This window comes from Burkholderia sp. BCC1640 (genome assembly GCF_902833125.1).
GTDB classification, from domain to species: Bacteria; Pseudomonadota; Gammaproteobacteria; order Burkholderiales; family Burkholderiaceae; genus Burkholderia; species Burkholderia diffusa.
The window spans coordinates 147,691-166,997 of sequence record NZ_CADFEF010000002.1; the positions used below are offsets into that span (position 1 = coordinate 147,691).

17 protein-coding genes are annotated in these 19,307 nt (G+C 68.5%); 10 read left to right on the plus strand and 7 right to left on the minus strand.

What is annotated here, in order from left to right; all coding sequences use genetic code 11:
• Position 1: 1 nt before the first annotated feature.
• Both HWX25_RS03115 and HWX25_RS03120 read left to right on the plus strand, forming a co-directional pair.
• On the plus strand, positions 2–1,144 hold the full coding sequence (locus HWX25_RS03115; RefSeq protein WP_175907019.1) for a porin: 1,143 nt from the start codon (positions 2–4) through the stop codon (positions 1,142–1,144).
• Between the two features lie 223 nt (positions 1,145–1,367).
• Positions 1,368–1,670 carry a DUF4148 domain-containing protein gene (locus HWX25_RS03120; protein ID WP_059525344.1) on the plus strand — a complete coding sequence of 101 codons (303 nt, stop codon included), beginning with the start codon at positions 1,368–1,370 and terminating at the stop codon, positions 1,668–1,670.
• A gap of 153 nt (positions 1,671–1,823) precedes the next feature.
• On the opposite strand, the gene HWX25_RS03125 is transcribed toward HWX25_RS03120, so the two are convergent.
• Positions 1,824–2,771, minus strand: a complete 948-nt coding sequence (locus HWX25_RS03125; RefSeq protein ID WP_059525343.1) for a LysR family transcriptional regulator — start codon at positions 2,769–2,771, stop codon at positions 1,824–1,826.
• A 192-nt stretch (positions 2,772–2,963) separates the two neighbouring features.
• Here HWX25_RS03125 and HWX25_RS03130 point away from each other — a divergent pair, with 192 nt between their 5' ends.
• On the plus strand, positions 2,964–5,147 hold the full coding sequence (locus tag HWX25_RS03130) for an FUSC family protein (protein ID WP_175907021.1): 2,184 nt from the start codon (positions 2,964–2,966) through the stop codon (positions 5,145–5,147).
• A 158-nt stretch (positions 5,148–5,305) separates the two neighbouring features.
• Entirely contained in the window at positions 5,306–5,518 is a 213-nt protein-coding gene (locus HWX25_RS03135; protein WP_175907023.1) for a hypothetical protein, read from the plus strand.
• Between the two features lie 138 nt (positions 5,519–5,656).
• Here the strand turns inward: HWX25_RS03135 and HWX25_RS03140 are convergent, their stop codons facing one another.
• Complete coding sequence (locus HWX25_RS03140; RefSeq protein WP_175907025.1) at positions 5,657–6,766, minus strand: P1 family peptidase; 1,110 nt, start codon at positions 6,764–6,766, stop codon at positions 5,657–5,659.
• A gap of 52 nt (positions 6,767–6,818) precedes the next feature.
• Positions 6,819–8,225: an APC family permease gene (locus HWX25_RS03145; protein WP_175907026.1), complete on the minus strand. Its 1,407-nt coding sequence runs from the start codon at positions 8,223–8,225 to the stop codon at positions 6,819–6,821.
• Between the two features lie 132 nt (positions 8,226–8,357).
• On the opposite strand from HWX25_RS03145, the gene HWX25_RS03150 reads away from it, so the two are divergent.
• Complete coding sequence (locus HWX25_RS03150) at positions 8,358–9,158, plus strand: helix-turn-helix transcriptional regulator (RefSeq protein WP_175907028.1); 801 nt, start codon at positions 8,358–8,360, stop codon at positions 9,156–9,158.
• A 16-nt stretch (positions 9,159–9,174) separates the two neighbouring features.
• Here HWX25_RS03150 and HWX25_RS03155 read toward each other — a convergent pair whose 3' ends face one another.
• The gene (locus HWX25_RS03155) at positions 9,175–10,614 is read right to left on the minus strand and encodes a cytochrome P450 (protein ID WP_175907030.1); all 1,440 of its coding nucleotides are present in this window, start codon (positions 10,612–10,614) and stop codon (positions 9,175–9,177) included.
• A gap of 87 nt (positions 10,615–10,701) precedes the next feature.
• Here HWX25_RS03155 and HWX25_RS03160 point away from each other — a divergent pair, with 87 nt between their 5' ends.
• Positions 10,702–11,640 carry a helix-turn-helix domain-containing protein gene (locus HWX25_RS03160; RefSeq protein WP_175907032.1) on the plus strand — a complete coding sequence of 313 codons (939 nt, stop codon included), beginning with the start codon at positions 10,702–10,704 and terminating at the stop codon, positions 11,638–11,640.
• A gap of 21 nt (positions 11,641–11,661) precedes the next feature.
• Here HWX25_RS03160 and HWX25_RS03165 read toward each other — a convergent pair whose 3' ends face one another.
• On the minus strand, positions 11,662–12,039 hold the full coding sequence (locus HWX25_RS03165; RefSeq protein WP_175907034.1) for a nuclear transport factor 2 family protein: 378 nt from the start codon (positions 12,037–12,039) through the stop codon (positions 11,662–11,664).
• Between the two features lie 359 nt (positions 12,040–12,398).
• Between HWX25_RS03165 and HWX25_RS03170 the strand changes: the two genes are divergently transcribed.
• The 3 genes from HWX25_RS03170 to HWX25_RS03180 all read left to right on the plus strand — a co-directional run bounded on the left by HWX25_RS03170 (position 12,399) and on the right by HWX25_RS03180 (position 15,099).
• Complete coding sequence (locus tag HWX25_RS03170) at positions 12,399–13,283, plus strand: LysR family transcriptional regulator (RefSeq protein ID WP_175907036.1); 885 nt, start codon at positions 12,399–12,401, stop codon at positions 13,281–13,283.
• Between the two features lie 164 nt (positions 13,284–13,447).
• The gene (locus HWX25_RS03175) at positions 13,448–14,380 is read left to right on the plus strand and encodes an AEC family transporter (RefSeq protein WP_175907037.1); all 933 of its coding nucleotides are present in this window, start codon (positions 13,448–13,450) and stop codon (positions 14,378–14,380) included.
• Between the two features lie 344 nt (positions 14,381–14,724).
• Positions 14,725–15,099 (plus strand): hypothetical protein, encoded by a 375-nt coding sequence (locus HWX25_RS03180; RefSeq protein WP_059468071.1) that lies wholly within the window; start codon positions 14,725–14,727, stop codon positions 15,097–15,099.
• Between the two features lie 132 nt (positions 15,100–15,231).
• On the opposite strand, the gene HWX25_RS03185 is transcribed toward HWX25_RS03180, so the two are convergent.
• Complete coding sequence (locus tag HWX25_RS03185; RefSeq protein WP_175907038.1) at positions 15,232–16,749, minus strand: CoA-acylating methylmalonate-semialdehyde dehydrogenase; 1,518 nt, start codon at positions 16,747–16,749, stop codon at positions 15,232–15,234.
• Positions 16,750–16,799: 50 nt separating this feature from the next.
• The gene (locus HWX25_RS03190) at positions 16,800–18,158 is read right to left on the minus strand and encodes an aspartate aminotransferase family protein (RefSeq protein ID WP_175907039.1); all 1,359 of its coding nucleotides are present in this window, start codon (positions 18,156–18,158) and stop codon (positions 16,800–16,802) included.
• 105 nt (positions 18,159–18,263) lie between these two features.
• Here HWX25_RS03190 and HWX25_RS03195 point away from each other — a divergent pair, with 105 nt between their 5' ends.
• Complete coding sequence (locus HWX25_RS03195) at positions 18,264–19,229, plus strand: LysR family transcriptional regulator (RefSeq protein WP_244135178.1); 966 nt, start codon at positions 18,264–18,266, stop codon at positions 19,227–19,229.
• Positions 19,230–19,307 lie beyond the last annotated feature (78 nt).

Sequence of the window (19,307 nt, forward strand, 5' to 3'; positions counted from 1 at the left end):
CATGAACAAAACCCTGATTGCCGCCGCATCCGCCACCGCGCTGTTCGCCCCGCTCGCGCATGCACAGAGCTCGGTCACGCTGTATGGCCTGATCGATGCCGGCATCGCGTACACGAACAACGCGGGCGGCGCATCGCTGTGGCGCATGACCAGCGGCACCGTCAACGGCAGCCGCTTCGGCCTGCGCGGCACGGAAGATCTCGGCGGCGGCGTGAAGGCGCTGTTCGTCCTCGAGAACGGCTTCAACGTCAACAACGGCGCGCTCGGCCAGGACGGCAAGCTGTTCGGCCGCCACGCGTACGTCGGCCTGACCAGCAGCGGCTACGGCACGCTGACGCTCGGCCGCCAGTACGACACGATGGTCGACTTCGTCGCGCCGCTGTCCGCGACGGCCGGCGACTTCGGCGATACCGGCTTCGCGCACCCGTTCGACAACGACAACCTGAACCACTCGGTGCGCATCAACAACGCGGTGAAGTACACGAGCGACACGATCGCGGGCTTCAAGGTCGGCGCGCTGTACGGCTTCTCGAACTCGACGAACTTCGCTGGCAACCGTGCGTACAGCGTCGCAGCGAGCTACACGAACGGCCCGCTGAAGCTGGCCGGCGCTTACCTGCAGATGAACGGCACGAAGGGCTCGACGAGCGCGAGCCCGGGCGCGACGGACGTGGCCGAAGCGAAGAGCGTGAGCCAGGGCGGCTGGTCGGTGGGCGCGGACCGCATGCGCAGCTACGGCGGCGGCGTCAGCTACGTGTTCGGTCCGGCGACGGTCGGCTTCGTCTACACGCGTTCGCAGTACGACAACTCGGGCTCGTTCGGTTCCACCGGCCAGGTCGCATTCAACAACTACGACGTGAACGTGCGCTACGCGGTGACGCCGGCCGTCAGCCTCGGCGCCGCGTACGTATACACGGACGCCAGCGTGTCGAACCCGGACAGCAAGCACGGCACCGATCCGAAGTGGCACCAGGTCGACCTGCAGGCGGTGTACAAGCTGTCGCGCCGCACCGACCTGTACGCGGAAGCGATGTATCAGCACGCGTCGGGCCGCGGCTACCAGGCGTTCATCAACACGTCGGGCGGCGCATCGAGCACCGCGAACCAGATCGTCGGCACGATCGGCATGCGCACGCGCTTCTGAGTTCGGCGCCGCAGGACCGCATGTCGCCCGCCTGCCGCGAACCTGTCTTGACGGACGGGTTCGTGCAACGCGGGCGACGTGCATCAATGTTGTTCCATCTGGAAATCTGCTTGCCTGGAATCGGGGTTTTTGCGCCCGCGTGCGCTGCATAGACTGGCATCGATGGTTCGGATCACCCATCGATCGCCGGACCGGCCTCACACCCCGTCTACAGGAGAACATCGTGAAATCGCTCGTCGTTACCGCCGCCGCTGCCGTCCTGCTTGCCGCACCGGCCCTGTCGTTCGCTCAGTCCGCCAAGTCGCCCGTCACGCGCGCGCAGGTGCTGCAGGAGCTCTACGACCTCGAATCGGTCGGCTACAACCCGTCGCTCGGCGATGCCGGCAACTATCCGGACGACATCATGGCCGCGCAGGAACGCCTGGCGGCAAAACGGCTCGCCGAGCACAAGGCCGCGCATGCCGCATATGGCCCGGCCGGTGCGGGCGCAACCGAATCGGGCGTGGCCGTCAAGCCCGCGCTGTGAATGCATGACGCCACGCCGCGCCCGCATGACACGTGTCCTGCGGGCGCAACGTAGTTCGCGCGAACCGGTCCGTGACGACGGATGCGCCCGGACCGCGTGCCGTCGGGCACGCGGCCATCTTTTTACGTAGTCGCGTATTCGGCGTATTCGCCCTCAGGCGGCCTGCGGTTCCCGCTCGATCGCATTCAGCATCTCGACGTCGTGCGCGATCATTCCCGGCACCTGCGCACGCAGCATCTCGACCCAGGTGCGCACCTTCGCGTCGACGAAGCGGCGCGACGGATACAGCGCATACACGTTCATCTTCTGCAGGATGTGACCGGGCAGCACACGCACGAGCGTGCCCTCCTGCAACGCGTCGATCGCCGCATAGAGCGGCAGCATGCCGATCCCGATGCCGTCGCGAATCGCGAGCGCGAGCGATTCCGCCGTGTTGGTCTGCACCGGCCCCGCGACATGGATCTGCTCGACGCCCTCGGCGCCTTCGAGCACCCATTCGTGGGTCGGAAACGCCGGCGTGCAGAGCGTCAGGCACGCATGCGCGCCGAGATCCTGCGGCCGCGCCGGCGTGCCATGACGCTTCACATACTCCGGCGACGCGCACAGGATGCTGAAGGTCGAACCGAGCAGATGCGATACGAGCTCCGAATCGGGCAGCGACGACGCGGTCACGACCGCCATGTCGCTCGTGCCGTCGAACAGGTCGGGCATGCGCTGCGACAGCGACAGCTCGATCGATACGTCCGGATATTGCGTGTGATAGCGCGTGAGCGCGGGCATCACGTAGTGATGACCGACGCTCGCGAAGCTGTGCATGCGCAGCACGCCGGCCGGCCGCTCGTGCGCGCAGCTCGCCTCTTCCTCGGCGCGATCGACGTCGGCGAGGATCTGGCGGCAGCGCCGCAGATAACTTTCGCCGGCCGACGTCAACGCGAGGCGGCGCGTCGAGCGATTCATCAGACGGGTGCGCAGGCGCGCCTCGAGTTCCGACACCGCGCGCGACATCGCGCCCGTCGTCGAATTCAGCGATTGCGCGGCCGCGGTGAAACTGCCCGTCTCGACGACGCGCGTAAACACCCGCATGTTTTGTAGGGTATCCATTCCTGTGAGCCACCTGTAGCGGAGCCGCTATTTTCCTCCAGCGGATGCGACAGATTGTTACGCGCCCTGCAACTATCGTTTCCCTGCAGCTGCGTTAATGCCCGCGCGCCGCACTCCTACAATCGGCGCCTCATCAGTCGAATGGACCCGTCCGGACGCGCCGCGACACCGCACGCGCCCCCCTCTTTCTTCATGAAGCCACAACCTGCGATCGAGCGACCTTCCATCGAACCGGCACGATGGAGAACCTGGCTCGATCCGCTCGGCGGCGCCGCGCGCGACTGGGCCGCGAGCGACGGCCTGATCTGGCTGCATCTCGCCAAGACCGTGCTCGCCGCGCTGCTCGCGATGGGGATCGCGATGCGGCTCGAGATGTCGCAGCCGCGCACGGCGATGACGACCGTGTTCGTGCTGATGCAGCCGCTGTCGGGGATGGTGTTCGCGAAGAGTTTCTACCGCGTGCTCGGCACCGCGGCCGGCCTCGTCGGCGCGCTCGCGCTCGGCGGGCTGTTCGCGCAGCAGCCGGAGCTGTACATGGCCGGCATCACGCTGTGGATCGGCGGCTGCATCGCGCTCGCGGTCCGCAACCGCCATTTCCGCTGGTACGGGTTCGTGCTCGCCGGCTACACGGCCGCGCTGATCGGCCTGCCCGCGGTGATGACGCCGCAGACGCTGTTCCAGTCCGCGCTCACGCGCGCCGCGGAAGTCGCGCTCGGCATCGCGTGCTCCGGCGCGGTCAGCGCGTTGATTCTTCCCCTCAGCTCCGCGAAGGCGCTGATGCGCTCGCTGACCGCCCGTCACGTGAAGTTCGCGGCATTCGCGGCCAGCGCGCTGTCGGGCGATCTCGCACGCGGCGATTTCGAGCGGCGCTTCGCCGATTTCGTCGACGAGATCGTCGGCTTCGAGGCCAACCGCGCGTTCGCGTCGTTCGAGGATCCGCACATACGCGCGCGCAGCCGCCGGCTCGCGCGCCTGAACAGCGAGTTCATGAATGCCTGCACGCGCCTGCATGCGCTGCACCAGCTCGTCAAACGCTTGCGCGCGAACCGGTCCGACGCGGTGCTCGATGCGCTCGCGCCGCACATCGATGCGCTCGCGCAGCGGGTGACCGCGTTGCGCGACGAGCGGCAGCGCGGGATCGCGTCGACCACCGGCGCGCTGCTCGAACTGCGCCGCTTTCACGGCGCGCTGCCGAAGGCCGCGCGCGCGTCGCGCCGCGAGATCGAGGATCACGCGGCCGGCGGCCTGCTCGACTTCGACACCGCGATCGAGCTGATGTATCGCTTCATCGGCGAGTATCTCGGCTATGCCGACACCAACGCGTCGCTCGACCGCGACGATCATGCGTTCGAACGCTCGGTCACGCACTACGCGGTGAAAACCAATGCGTTCTTCGTCGGCTTCACGTTCCTGCGCACGCTCGTCGCCGTCGGCGCGATGAGCGCGTTCTGGATCGCGTCCGAATGGCCGAGCGGCTCGCTCGCCGTCATCGCCACCGCGATCGCGTGCGCGCTGAGCTCGACGTCGCCGCGTGCGCCGAAGTTCGTCGCGCAGATGGGCGTCGGCGCGGCGTTCGCGACGGCCGTCGGCTATGTGTTCCTGTGCTACGTCTATCCGAACATCGACGGCTTTCCGCTGCTGTGCGCGGCGCTCGCGCCGGTGCTCGGCCTCGGCGCGTTTCTCGCGATGCGTCCGGGCCTGTCCGGCTACGGGATTGGCTTCGCGGTGTTCTTCTGCCTGCTCGCCGGCCCCGACAACGCGATCGCGTATACGCCCGAGGTGCTGATCAACAACGGTTTCGCCATCGTCGTCGCGATGCTCGCGTGTTCGATCGTGTTCGCCGTGGTGTTTCCGACCCACATGCCGTGGCTCACGTCGCGCATCGCGCACGACCTGCGCCGCCAGGTCACGCTCGCATGCGAAGGCACGCGCGACGGCCTCGCCGCACGCTTCCAGTCAAGCACGCACGACCTGATGGCGCAGTTGCGCACGCTGCTCGTCAAGCGCACGCGGCAGCATCGCGACGCGCTGCGCTGGATGCTGTCGACGCTCGAGGTCGGCCATGCGGTGATCGACCTGCGCGACGAGCTGCACGGGTTCTGCGAATCGAAACCGCCACAGACGCAGCACTGGACCGCATCGATCGATGCGGTGCTGCGCGAGCTGCCGCGCTTCTTCGACGATCCGACGACGGGCCACCATGCGCGCACGCTGAAATCGGTGAATCTGGCGATCCGCGCCGCCCAGCACACGCTGCACGCGTGGTACGCGGTGCCCGACGAGCGCCGCCGCATGCAGCGCATCGTCGGCTGCCTGCACTTCATCCGCAGCGCACTGCTGGACAAGGACGCACCGTTCAATCGCCATCGTCACTGACCGTCGACGGGCGGGCGGCGGCGATCGATGCGCGCGCAACGTCATCCTTGTTCCGATTGGAAATAAGCTCTGCACCCGCGGTGATTAATCTCTAAGCAGTGCGAGCCTATAGTTTCCTCACTGCCAGCGAGACTGGCACTGACCCAGGAGAAACCCAAATGAAGCCGCTGCACCTCGCCCTCGTTGCCCTGTCGCTGACCGCCGCCGTCGCGCATGCCCAGCCCGCGCCGGTCGACGCCGCGCAGCAACCGGCGAACCGCGCCGAAGCCGTCCGGGCCGCGGGCCGCGTCGATCGTGCGCAATCGAAGCAGGAAGACCCGAACGCATGCGTCGGCCCCGTCAGCTTCTGCAACGTCTACTTCGGCAGCTGAGCATGACGCCGCGTCGCCACGGTCAGGCCCGCCGCACACGCATCGCACGCATTACATGCGCGCGCGCACGACGCGCCGGCCGATCGCCGCAACGACACTGTCCGCCACGCCGCTTCGATTGAAGCGGCGCATGCCGTTTCAGGCGCCGCGCCCCGGCCGCCACCCCACCTCGCGCAACGCATCCAGCAAACGCGCCTGCCCCAGCCCTTCGACCCGCGCGCCGCGCGATTCGACGTCGCTTCCCGCCACCAGCGCATTCACGATCGCTTCCTCCACTGCTTCCGCCGCCGCGACGAACAGCGCGGAGATGTGGTCGTTGTTCACCATCTTCACGGCCGTCGTCGGCACGCCCTTGCTGCCATAGTTCGCGGCCGGCAGCCCGTCGTTGCCCGTCGCGAACGCCAGGAAGATGTCGCCGCTCGAATCCTCGGTGCCGCCGCCAACGCGGGCCAGCCCGACGCTCGCCCGCTGCGCGAGGCGCGTGCACTGATGCGGCAGCAGCGGCGCGTCGGTCGCGATCGTGACGACGATCGAACCCATCCCGGCCTCGCCTTGTGCATCGGGCGCGCGAAATGGCGAATGCACGTGCCGCAACACCTCGCCGACCGGATAACCGGCCACGCGCAGCATCTCGCGCACGCCGTAGTTCGCCTGCACGAGCGCGCCGACGGTCCAGCCGCCCGCGTCGGCCGCGACCACGCGCGACGCGGTGCCGATGCCGCCCTTGAACTCGTGGCAGATCATCCCGGTGCCGCCGCCCACGCCGCCTTCGGCGACCGGCCCCGACTGCGCGGCGGCCAGCGCGCGCTGCACGTGCGCGGCGCTCACGTGCTGCCCCCAGATGTCGTTGAGCAGGCCGTCGTAGGTTTCCATCACGACCGGCATGCACCAGTACACGCGGCCGGCCGCCGCTTCGCGCTCGTTCGCGACCAGCGCATCGCGCACCGCGCCTACGCTGTGCGTGTTCGTATAGGCGATCGGGGTCGTCAGCAGGCCGGCTTCGCGGATCCATTCGAGCCCGGTCGCGTCACCGTTGCCGTTCAGCACATGGACGCCCGCGAAACACGGCGAATCGTGCGCGGCGCCGGCGCGCGGCTCGATGACCGTGACGCCGGTGCGGATCGACGCATCGCCGTTCTCGACGTTCAGCGTGCAATGTCCGACCCGCACGCCCGGTACGTCCGTGATCGCGTTGAAGCGGCCCGGCGTGCCGAGTCCGATGCGGATGCCGAGATCCCTCGTGCGCATGATGCAATTCCTCCGTCTTTCGATGGTTCGATAGTTCGATGTGTCGATATGGTCAGAGCGAGCGGAACGCATCGCTGTGGCGCGCCCAGACCGCATACATGACGAGCGCGGCCACCAGCAGCCCGCCGATGATGATCAGGTCGGTCGGCTTGGTCGCCGTCGCCAGTGTCGTGTAGAGCGTGTACGCGGCGCCCGCGACCGCGACGAGCGGCGTCACGGGCCACAGCGGCATCCGGTAATGATGCTCGACGTCGCGCCGCACGAGCCGGCTCGCCAGCGCGGCCAGCCCGACGACGAGGTAGATCAGCAGCAGCAGGTCGACCGTGAACGCGGTCAGCTCGTCGAGGCTCGACACGAACACCAGCCCCGACGACGGCACCGCCAGCGCGAGCGTCGCGAGCCACGGCGACTCGAAGCGCGGATGGATCGTCGAGAACGCGCGGTTGCAGGTGCGCGACCAGAGCGCATGCCGGCCGCTGCTGTACAGCAGGCGCCCCATCGTGATCACGATCGCGATGATCGCGTTGAACACCGACAGGAAGATCCCGCCGCTGACCACCCGCGACACCGCCGGGTTGCTCAGCGAACGCACGACATAGCCGATCGGGTCGGCGCTCTTCGTCAGCTCCGTCAGCGACGGCGCGCCGAGCACGATCGCGGTGAGCGGAATCAGCTCGACGACGAGGATCACCAGCAGCGAATAGATCACCGCCTTCGCGACGTTGCGGTTGCCGCCGCGCAGGTCTTCCGCGAGATAGGCGGCGGAGCCGAAGCCGTTGTAGCAGAAGATCGCCGTGCCGATCGCGGGCACGATCGCCGCGAGCGTGGCCGGCACCAGCGCATTGCCGCTCGCGACGACCGGCGCGATCAGCGCGTCGGCGCCGCGATGCGGAGAGCCGAAGCCGAGCCCCGCGATCAGCATCAGCACGCCGATCTCGACGACGAGGAACGCGCCCGTGATCCACGCATTCGTCTTGATGTTCAGCATCCCGAGCACGTAACTGAGCAGGACGATCGTGAGCGCGACCGACTGGTTGCCGAAGTGCGTGCCGAGCGCGTTGTTCAGGTACGGCGCTGCGCCGCTCGCGAGCACGGCCGGGATGAACACGCTGACGGACAGCACCGTGATGAACGTCAGGTAGCCGGGCAGCGTGCCGAACACGCGCTTGGCCATCACGTATTCGCCGCCTGCGCTGCGATGCGCGGCACTGAGCTCCGCGTAGCAGAGCGCGAACGCGAGCGCGAGCACGCCGCCGAGCAGGAACGACAGCACCGCGCCGCTGCCGGCCTGCTGGATCGCGAACGGCGCGATCACGAAGATCGAGCTTGCGGGCGTCACGCCCGACACGGTGATCATCACCGCATCGCGCACGCTGAGCGTCTGCGACAGCGCGCGCGGCGCGTGTTCCGTGGCAGGCGTCGCTTGCAGCGTGCCCGTCGATTCCGACATCATCGCCATTTCGTTCTCCTGTTGCTCCTACCCTGCACTTTTTTGAACACCCATACTCGGGCCCGATTGATTGCGTGGCAGTCTAGGAAGCCAAATTCAGGACCGCTATTCCCCCTTCGTGTTACACCCTTCGGTGGTGGTATGGATCGACTCTTCTCCGAAATCGCGATGCACCAGGCGCTTGGCCGCGCGATCGATCATCTGGGCCAGCCGCGCTTCTGGCGCTTCCTGGTGCTGCTGCTCAACGAAATGGTGCCGTTCGACAACGCGCTCGCGACCGCGATCGGCCGCGACGGCGTGCCGCTCGTGCTCGACGAATACGACACGGGCGGCTCCGACAGCGCGTCGCCGGTGCCGCTTTACCTCAATGGGTTATATCTGCTCGACCCGTTCCTGCAGGCCGCGCACGACGGGCTCGCCGACGGCTGCTACCGGCTCGAGGAAGTCGCGCCCGACCTGTTCCGCCAAAGCGAGTATTTCCTGAGCTACTTCCGCGATGCGGTCGGCGACGACGAAATCCAGATCCTGCTGCGGCCGAACCCCGACTTGCTGCTGTCGTTGTCGCTCGGCGCGTCGGCGCGCTTCGACGTCGAGCCGCTCGGCAAGCTGACGGCCGCGATGCCGTGGGTGCTCGCGACGATCCGGCAGCACTGGCGGCTGGTGGGCGATGCCGCGCGCACGACGCCCGACGACGATCTCGGCGCGCGCGTCGAGCAGGCGCTCGCGCGCTTCGGCGCGGGCGTGCTGACCGATCGCGAGATGTCGATCGCAAGAATGGTGCTGCGCGGCAATTCGTCGAAGGCGATCGCGGAGCGGCTGGCGATTTCGCCGGAGACGGTGAAGGTGCATCGGCGCCATCTTTACGCGAAGCTCGGGATCTCGTCGCAGCCGGAGCTGTTTTCGCGGTTCATTCAGGCGTTGGGGGAGGATGCGGCGGGCTGAGCGCGATGCCGCCGCGTCACGACGGTCCGACCGCCGCCGCCCGTCGTGTCGGCGCGATCGCCAGGTGCAGCGCGCGCTCGGGCCGCAGCGTCACGTTCAGCGTCGCGCGCGGCGCCGCCATGCCGGGCGGCACGGACAATTCATGACGCTGCAGGATCATGGCCGCCACCACCGTCATTTCCGTCATCGCCAGATGCTGCCCGAGGCATACGCGCGGCCCCGTGCCGAACGGCAGGTACGCGCCGCGCGGAATCGCCGGCGCGTCGTCGGCGAAGCGCTCGGGCCGGAATGCCTGCGGTTCCGGAAACCACCGCGCGTCGTGATGCATCAGCTGAATCGGCAGCATGAACAGCGTTCGCGCCGGAAACTGCCATGCGCCCAGCGCGACCGGCCGCGATGCGCGACGGCTGATCAGGATCGGTGCCGCCGGATACAGGCGCATCGTTTCCTCGAGCGTCTGCGTCAGATAGCGCAATGCGGCGCGCGTGTCGGCGGTCGGCGCGCGGCCGCCCAGCACGCGCACGACTTCGTCGCGCGCGGCGGCCTGCGTGGCCGGATTCGCGGCCATGTTCCACGCCCACCAGGTCAGCGTGGCCGCGGCCGTCTCGTGACCGGCCAGGAACGCCGTCATGCACTCGTCGTGCACGGCTTGCAGCGGCCAGGCGCGCACGTCGGCGCGGTGCAGCCGCAACAGGCGCGACAGCAGATCGTCCGGCCAGCCGTGCTCCGGCATGTCCAGACGCGCATGAAGTTGGCGGTCGATCAATCCGTTCAGCACCGCCAGCGCCCTCGCCTTGCCGCGCTTCCACGGCATCCAGTCCGGCACGCTGGCCGGCTGGTAGAACTCGGCGTTCGCGGCCGCGCTGACCGTGCGCACGGCTGCCTCGGCCACGCGCGCGTCCGCGCCGATCGCATCCGAGAACATCGTGCGCATGATCACGTCCATCGCAAGCGACGTCAGTGCACTTTCGATCGGCCAGTGCGCGTCGTGCGCGGGCCACTGCGCGAGCGCATGACCGGCCGTCGCGGCGATCGACGGCACGAAGGCCTGCACCGGTTTCGGCATGAAATTCGGCTGCAGCGCGTGCCGCTTGTCGCGCCATGCGTCGCCCTCTGCAATCAGCACGCTGTGCCCGTGAACCTGCGAAAACACGCGGATGCCGCGCTCCCAGCGCACGAACGCATCGTGATGCGTGACCAGCAACGCGCGCACGAGCGCCGGATCGGTCACGACCACCGCATGTTCGGGCCACATGCGCAGGTGCACGACGTCGCCATGCGCGCGCTGCCAGCCCGCGAGCGCACCGGTCAGGTCGCGCGACATCGCGCGCAGGAGCCGCCACCCCGTCAGGCCGGCACGCGGCCCCGGCGGCCATACGCCGGGCGGGTGAAGCGCGGGCGCCGCATCGGCGGCGTCCGCATCAAACGGGCATCGGGAAGAGGATCGTGTGTTCATGCGCCGGATTGTCCGGATCGACGCGCTGCGGGTCTTGAACGCAAACGACATCGACACGTGCGGCGCCGGTCCCTATACTCCGGCGTCATGCCCTTCGGTCCGTCTCCGACATTGCCGCCGTGTCCCGATCCGCTCGCGCGTGCGCCGCGCGTGCTGTGCGACGGCCGGTCGCCGCCCACGCGGCTGTATCAGCCGCCGGCTGCGCTGCAAGGCGCGGTCGTCGCGATCATCACGCGCGACACGCGCGGCTTCACGTTGAGCGACGCGCAGCGGCTCACGCATTTCCCCGCGTCGCCGATCGTCTGCCTGTCGTGGTATCGCGGCCTCGACGTCGGGCTCGTCCGGCGCACCGGCGACGGGCCCGTATGGCGGCCGTTCGGCGCATCGGCGACGCTGTCGGGCAGCCAGTCGATGCCGGTCGCGAGCTGGGCGCCGACGAGCGGACAAGGCGGCATCGTCTGCCTGCATGCCGATGCGGCACGCGCGCTGTTCGGCGTCGCGTTGCCGGCGATCCACGACACCTTCGTCGACGCGCATGCATGTCTCGACGACAGCTGGCGGCCGCTGCTCGATGCGCTCGCCGATGCCGAACACGACGACGACGCGCTGGCCGCGCTCGACCGCCACCTCGCGCCGCGCTGGCATGCGCTGCGCGGCAGCGTGTCGCCGCTGTCGTCGCTGCGCGATGCGGGGCGCAGTTGGGTCGGGCGTCTCGCGTCGAAAGCGCGCGAATGGCGGTACACCCACAGCCCGCGTCAGGTCGAACGGCGCATCAAGTCGTACAGCGGTCGCTCGTTGCGCGACTGGCAAACGCTGGTGCGCACCGAAGGCGTGTTCTTCGCCGCGCGCGACCGTCAGGACGCCGGGCAGCCGGTCGACTGGGCCGCGCTCGCGCTGGACGAGGGATTCGCCGACCAGGCACACCTGAGCCGCGCGACGCGGCGCATCACGGGCTTCTCGCCGACCGAGTTCGTACGACGCTTCGCCGAGGACGAATCGTTCTGGATGTACCGGCTCTGGGTGTGACGGGCCGCGCCCCGTCACGCGTCAGCCGCCCGATTCGATGAACCCGCCCTCGGGCGCCTGGTGCGGCACGTACCAGCCGAAATACACATCGGCCTCGACGATCCGGCCATCGCGGACACGCAACCGCTCCGCATTCCGGAACCGCCTGCCGGCTGTCGTGTCGGCCTCGTACACCACGAACACGTATTCGCCATGCACGGCGACGTCGACGAACTCGAAACCGGCGAGCATCGCGCTGTTCGGCCAGCAGCGCGCCAGATACGCGTCGCGGTCGAGCCGGTTGTCGAGCGGGCTCGTGAAATGGAAGTCCGGTGCGATCAGCGCTTCGATCGCGTCGCGGTCCTTGTCGACGTACGCGCGATAGCTGGCGCGCGCAACGTCACCGGGGTCGTCTGTCATTGTCGTTACCTCCGCGAAGGACGGGGCCGACGCGACAGCCCGCGTCGCCCCGAGGCATCGATCAAACGCTTGCGGGCGGCACGACCGACCACGACCGCCCCCGCAGGCACCTATGCGCGCACGCCCGGCCCGATGCCATTCACGAAAACCCGCACCGGGCGATCGCCGCGACCGCCTGCGCGCGCCGATGCCGCGGTTGCCCGTTTCCGCACGCACGGGCATGATGTCCGCCAGCGTGCCGGCCGCGGCCGCCGGCTTCGGCGGTCGTCGGCGCCGCGATCGGCTTGCCGCCCATGCGCCGCCTCCGGCATCACCGAGCAATCCGCGTGCCGGCCCCGGCCGCTCACCTCACCGAGTCCATGTCACTACGCGCATTCCGAACGCTGGTCGCGATCGCCCGATACCGCACCTTCGCGCGCGCCGGCGAAGCGATCGGACTCACGCAATCGGCCGTGAGCCTGCAGATCAAGACGCTCGAAAGCGAATACAACGTCCGGCTGTTCGACCGTTCGCGCCGCCAGCCGGTACTCACCGAAGCCGGCAACATCCTCGTCGCGCAGGCCGAGCAGGTGCTCGCGATGGTCGACCGGATTCCCGATGCGCTCAGCGACGAGAAGAAGCTCGTCGGCCGCCTGCGGATCGGCGCGATCCAGACCGCGCTGTCCGGCCCGCTGCCCGACGCGCTGCTCGCGCTGCGCGCCGCGCACCCGTCGTTGCGCGTGCACGTATCGGCCGGCATGTCGGCCGAACTGGCGAACCGCGTCGCGGCCGGCGAACTCGACGCCGCGATCACGACGCGCCCCGTGCGCCCGCATCCGGCGGAGCTGACGTGGACCACGCTGTACGAAGACCGCTTCTGGCTGCTCGCGCCGCCGCAGCATGCGGAGCGCGACGCGGGCACGCTGCTCGAGGCGTTGCCGTTCATCCGCTTCGACGCGCAGGCGTGGGCCGGCCGGATGATCGCCGCCGAGTTGCGCCGCATCGGCGTGCGCGTACGCGAGGAGATGGTGCTCGACAGCGCGGAGACGATCGCGCGGATGGTCGCGCGCGGGCTTGGCGCGGCGATCGTCGCGCTTCCCGACTCGACGCTCGCGCGGCTGCCGCCCGTCACGCGCTTGCCGTTCGGCCAGCCGCAGATGGGCCGCGAGGTCGTGCTGCTCGAACATCAGTCACGGCCGGCCGAGCGTTTCGCGCGTGCGCTGGCCGCCGAAGTCACCGCGTCATCAATGAGAATTTCTCATTGAACGCCCGATAATTAACCATTATTCCTGCTGCGTCTGCGTGTTAACTTGGGGGCATCGTCACTCTTTCGATTGCGTGTCGCCATGTTGCCCGCCGGATGGATTCCCGCTTCGTTCCGCCGCTTCTCGCGCCTGCCGTCCGGCCCGTGTCGCCTGAAGGCGCGTCGATGATCGGCCCGATCCTGCTCGCGCTGGCGCCGGTCGCGCTGCTGGTCGCGCTCGGCCACGGCCTCCGGCGCACGGGCTTCATCGGCGATGCGTTCTGGCCGCACGCCGAGCGGCTCTGCTACTACGTGCTGCTGCCCGCGCTGTTCGCGAACAGCCTCGCGAATGCGCGGCTGCAGGCACTGCCCGTCTTGCCGCTCGCGGCGGCGCTGGTCGGTTCGACCGTGCTCGTCGCGGCGCTTCTGCTGCTGGTCCGCCGCTTCGTTTCTGTGGACGGCGCCGGGTTCACGTCGGTGTTCCAGGGCGCGGTGCGCTTCAACAACTATGTCGGCACGGCACTCGCCGCCGGACTCTTCGGCGCGCACGGAATCGCGCTCGCGGCCGTGTGCGTCGCGGCGATCGTGCCGACCGTGAACCTGATGTGCGTGCTGGTGTTCGCGCGCTACGGCGACACGCGGCTCGGCGCGTGGGCGCTCGTGCGCCAGATCCTGTCGAATCCGCTGGTCGTCGGGTGCGCGCTGGGGATCGCGATGCAGGTCGCCGGCATCGCGTTTCCGGCCGCCGTCGAACCGGCCGTGCGCGCGCTCGGCGCCGCCTCGATGCCGCTCGGCCTGCTGTGCGTGGGCGCGGCGCTGAAGTTCGACGCGGCGCGCGAATGGATGCAGCCGATGTGCATCGCGTCGGCGTTCAAGTTCATGGCGATGCCGCTCGCCACGCTCGCGGCCGGCCGCCTGTTCGGGCTCGGCGATGCCGCGCTGACCATCGCGCTGCTGTTCCAGGCGCTGCCGACATCGTCCTCGTCGTACATCATGGCCCGCCAGCTCGGCGGCGACGCGCCGCTGATGGCCGGCATCACCGCGTTCCAGACGATCGCCGCCGCGCTCGCGATGCCGGCCGTGCTGACGGCGCTCGCGTCGGCGCCGGTGTTTCGCTGACGGCCCGGCATTGCGGCGCGTCGCTGACCTGTCGAGGGAGCGCGGCCGCAGGAGGCCCGTTCGACTCACGAAGGTTCGGGGACGGATGGCAAATCCCGCCGCACGGGTGCAACCGCCGCGTCGTTGCGCGAGATACACGCATCGCCGATGCGCCCCCCGTTCTTCTCGCAGCCCCGCCAAAAACCGCCTATGGTGAATGAAGCGGGTCCGTGCCTCCGCCATTCGACTTCACGTCGCTCGCACCGGCGGCCACGGCGCCGCGTTCCGGCACCATTCCCCGCAGTCGCGCGCACGCCCGGCCATGCGTGCGGCTGCGCCGCCCACCGGACCACAAGGAGGTAATCATGAAAGCCGTGCTGCTCGTCAGCTCCGCCGTGCTCGCCATGGCGTCCGTTTCAGCCTCGGCTCAAGGCTCGATCACCAAGGTCGAAAACGGCGCGCTCGTCGCCGCGAACGGCATGACCGTTTACGCATTCGACAAGGACAAGCCCAACGCCGGCACCAGCGCCTGCACGGGCCAATGCGAATCGATCTGGCCGCCTTACAAGGCCAGCGCGACCGACGTCCCGGTCGGCCCCTACACGATCGTCAAGCGCGACGACGGCAGCCCGCAATGGGCCTACAAGGGCAAGCCGCTGTATTTCTTCGCGAAGGACATGAAACAGGGCGACCGCAACGGCGACAACTTCAAGAACATGTGGCACGTGGTCGCGCCGTAAACGTGCCTTCCCCGTCTTCGGTGTCGGCACGGCCGCCGCACGTGTGAAAAGGCCCGCCCCGGTCGTCGACCGGGGCGGGCCTGTGCGTCTTTACGCCGGCCGCATGGCGTCACGTCGCGGCCGGATCACGCGTCAGCGGTTCGACGGGAAGCTGAACACCGTCCCTTCGCGCACGCCGGCCGACGGCCAGCGCTGCGTGATCGTCTTGCGCTTCGTGTAGAAGCGCACCGCATCCGGGCCGTACGCGTGCAGATCGCCGAACAGCGAGCGCTTCCAGCCGCCGAACGAGTGATACGCGACGGGCACCGGCAGCGGCACGTTGATGCCGACCATGCCGATCTGGATGTTGTCGCTGAAGTAGCGCGCCGCTTCGCCGTCGCGCGTGAACAGGCACGTGCCGTTGCCGTATTCGTGCGCGTCGATCAGCGCCATCGCCTCGTCGAGCGACTTCAGGCGGATCACGCCGAGCACCGGCCCGAAGATCTCGTGCTGATAGACCGGCATGCCGGGCTTCACGTTGTCGAACAGGCACGGGCCGAGGTAGTAGCCGCCGTCGTGGCCGTCGACCTTCACGCCGCGGCCATCGACGACGAGCGTCGCGCCCGCTTCCACGCCCGCGTCGACGAAGCCCGTCACCTTCTCGAAATGCTGCTTCGTGACGAGCGGCCCCATGTCGACGCCCGCACCGTCGCCCGGGCCGACCTTCATCTTCGCGATCTCGGCCTTCAGGCCGTCGATCACCTTGTCGCCCGTTTCGTCGCCGATCGCGACGACCAGCGGAATCGCCATGCAGCGCTCGCCGCACGAGCCGTACGCGGCGCCCATCAGCGCGTTCACCGCGTTGCCGATGTCGGCGTCGGGCATCACGACCGCGAAGTTCTTCGCGCCGCCGAGCGCCTGCACGCGCTTGCCGTGCGCGCAGCCGGTCGCGTAGATGTATTCGGCGATCGGCGTCGAGCCGACGAAGCTCACCGCCTTCACGCGCGGGTCGGTCAGGATCGTGTCGACCGCTTCCTTGTCGCCGTTCACGACGTTCAGCACGCCCGGCGGCAGGCCGGCCTCGAGCGCCAGCTCGGCCATGCGCAGCGTCGACGACGGCGTGCGCTCCGACGGCTTCAGCACGAACGTGTTGCCGCACGCGACGGCCATCGGCCACATCCACAGCGGCACCATCACCGGAAAGTTGAACGGCGTGATGCCGGCCGCGACGCCGAGCGCCTGGAATTCGCTCCACGAATCGATCGCGGGGCCGACGTTCTTGCTGTGCTCGCCCTTCAACAACTCGGGCACGTAGGTCGCGTATTCGACGTTCTCGATGCCGCGCTGCAATTCGCCCATCGCGTCGGCGAGCACCTTGCCGTGCTCGGCGGTGATCAGCGCGCACAGCTCGTCCGCATGCTCCTCGAGCAGCGTCTTGAAGCGGCTCATCACGCGTGCGCGCTTCAGCGGCGGCGTGTTGCGCCACGCCGGGAACGCGGCCTGCGCGGACGCGATCGCGGCTTCGACGGTCAGCTTGTCGGCGAGCGCGACGCTCTTGTGCGATTCGCCGGTGGCCGGGTCGAACACCGGCTGGACGCGGCTGCCGCCGTCGACGCGCTTGCCGTCGATCAGATGGCCGACGGTGGAGGTCACATTGCTGTCGTGTTTCATGTTTCTGGCTCTGTCTCGTGAATTCGGTTGTCGCGCAGCACGGGCCGCGCTCAGTTCACTTCGTTCAGCGCGTCGGACAGCGCGTTCACGAGGTTGTCGATCTCGCGCTTTTCCGAGATGAACGGCGGCGCGAGCTGGATCGTGTCGCCGCCGTAGCGCACGTAGAAACCCTTCGCCCAGCAGCGCATCGCGATCTCGTACGGGCGCCGTGCCGGCTCGCCCGGCAGCGCCGCGATCGTCAGGCCGGCCGCCAGCCCATAGTTGCGGATGTCCGTGATATGGCGCTGGCCCTTCAGCCCGTGCACGGCCGCCTCGAAATGCGGCGCGAGATCGCGCACGCGGGCCACCGCGTCTTCCTTCACCAGCAGGTCGAGCGCCGCGACGCCGGCCGCGCACGCGACCGGGTGCGCCGAATACGTGTAGCCGTGCGGGAACTCGAGCATGTATTCGGGGCCGCCCGCGGCCATGAACGTGTCGTAGATTTCCTTCGTCGCGATCACGCCGCCGAGCGGCTGCACGCCGTTGGTCACCTGTTTCGCGAAGTTCATGATGTCCGGCACCACGCCGAACGCGTCGGCGCCCGTCATCGCGCCGGCACGGCCGAAGCCCGTGATGACTTCGTCGAAGATCAGCAGGATGTCGTGCGCGGTGCAGATGTCGCGCAGGCGCTTCAGATAGCCCTTCGGCGGCACGACCACGCCCGCCGAACCCGAGAACGGCTCGACGATCACGGCCGCGATGTTCGATGCGTCGTGCAGCGCGATCAGGTCGAGCAGGCGGTCGGCCAGATCGGCGCCGTGCTCGGGCATCCCGCGCGAGAACTTGTTCTCGGCCAGTTGCGTGTGCGGCAGGAAGTCGGCGTCGATCCCCTGGCCGAACAGCTTGCGGTTCGGCCCGATCCCGCCGACCGAGATGCCGCCGAAGTTCACGCCGTGATAGCCCTTCTCGCGGCCGATCAGGCGCGTCTTCGTGCCCTTGCCCTTGGCGCGCCAGTACGCGCGGGCCATCTTCAGCGACGTGTCGGCCGCTTCCGAGCCCGAGCCCGTGAAGAATACGTAGTCGAGGCCGGCCGGCGTCAGGTCCTTGATCTTGTTCGCAAGCTCGAACGACTTCGGATGACCGAACTGGAACGCCGGCGCGTAGTCGAGCTGCGCGACCTGGCGGCTCACGGCTTCCGTGATTTCCGTGCGGCCGTGACCGAGACCCGTGCACCACAGGCCCGACAGGCCGTCGAAGATCTTGCGGCCTTCGCCATCCGTGAAATACGCGTCCTTGGCCGACACGATCATGCGCGGATCAGACTTGAACTGGCGGTTCGCCGTGAACGGCATCCAGTGGGCGTCGAGCCAGGCGGCGTCGGTGCGGAGGTTCGTCTCGTCCTGCTGGCTGGCGGTGATCGTGTCGGTCATGTCGGTCGGCGCGGCGCGCCCCTCCTTCTTGTGATGATGTTGCGCATTGTCGGGAGGCCAATTAGTCTCTTCAATATCGCAATATCAATGTTCACTTGCGCAATTATGCAAGCAAAGAAACCGAAGAGCCGCGCGCTGCTCGGGCAGCTCAGCGACATGGATCTGCGGCTGCTGCGGGTCTTCAAGGGCGTCGTGCAGTGCGGCGGGATGGCGGCGGCCGAACTCGAGCTGAATATCGGCATCTCGACGATCAGCCGGCACGTGAAGGATCTGGAAACGCGCCTCGGCCTCGTGCTGTGCCGGCGCGGCCGCGCGGGCTTCACGCTGACCGCCGAGGGACAGACGGTGTACGAGGAAACCTTGCGACTGCTTGCGTCGATGGAGGCATTTCGCAGCAGGATCGATGGCATTCACGACAAGATGGGCGGAGAACTGCACGTCGCCGTATTCGACAAGACCGCCACCAACCCGAACGCGCGGCTTGGCGACGCGATCCGCCAGTTCACGGACGAAGCGCCCGACGTCGCGCTGAACCTGCATGTCGCGTCGATCAACGAGGTCGAGCGCGGGATCATCGACGGCAGCTATCAGGTCGGGATCATCCCCGCGCACCGCAGCTCGGGCAGCCTCGTGTATTCGGAACTGTTCGACGAACGGATGCTGCTGTACTGCGGCCGCCAGCATCCGCTCTTTGACGCGCCGCACGGCAAGCTCACGTGGACGACGATCCGCAACCACGCGTTCGCCGGCCTCGGCTTCCATTCGCCGAACATGGAGCTGAGCCATCGCGCGAAGCTCACGCGCAGCGCGACGGCATCGGACCAGGAATCGATCGCGACGCTGATCCTGTCCGGCCGCTATCTCGGCTTCCTGCCCGACCATTACGCGGAGAGCTTCGAAAACAAGGGGTTGATGCAGCCGATCGCGCCGCACCGCTTCAACTACCGGTGCCGGTTCGTGAGCCTGCTGCGGCGCTCGCCGCGACCGACTCGGGCAGCGCTGCTGTTCCAGTCGTGCCTCGAAGCGGCACATGCGGTGGCATGGCCGGGCGACGACGGCAGCGACGCGTAGCCGCGTTCAGGTTTCGCGGGCGGCGCCGTCCGCCCAGAGGCTGCGGCCCGATCCGGCTCTGCGATAATGCGCACTTCC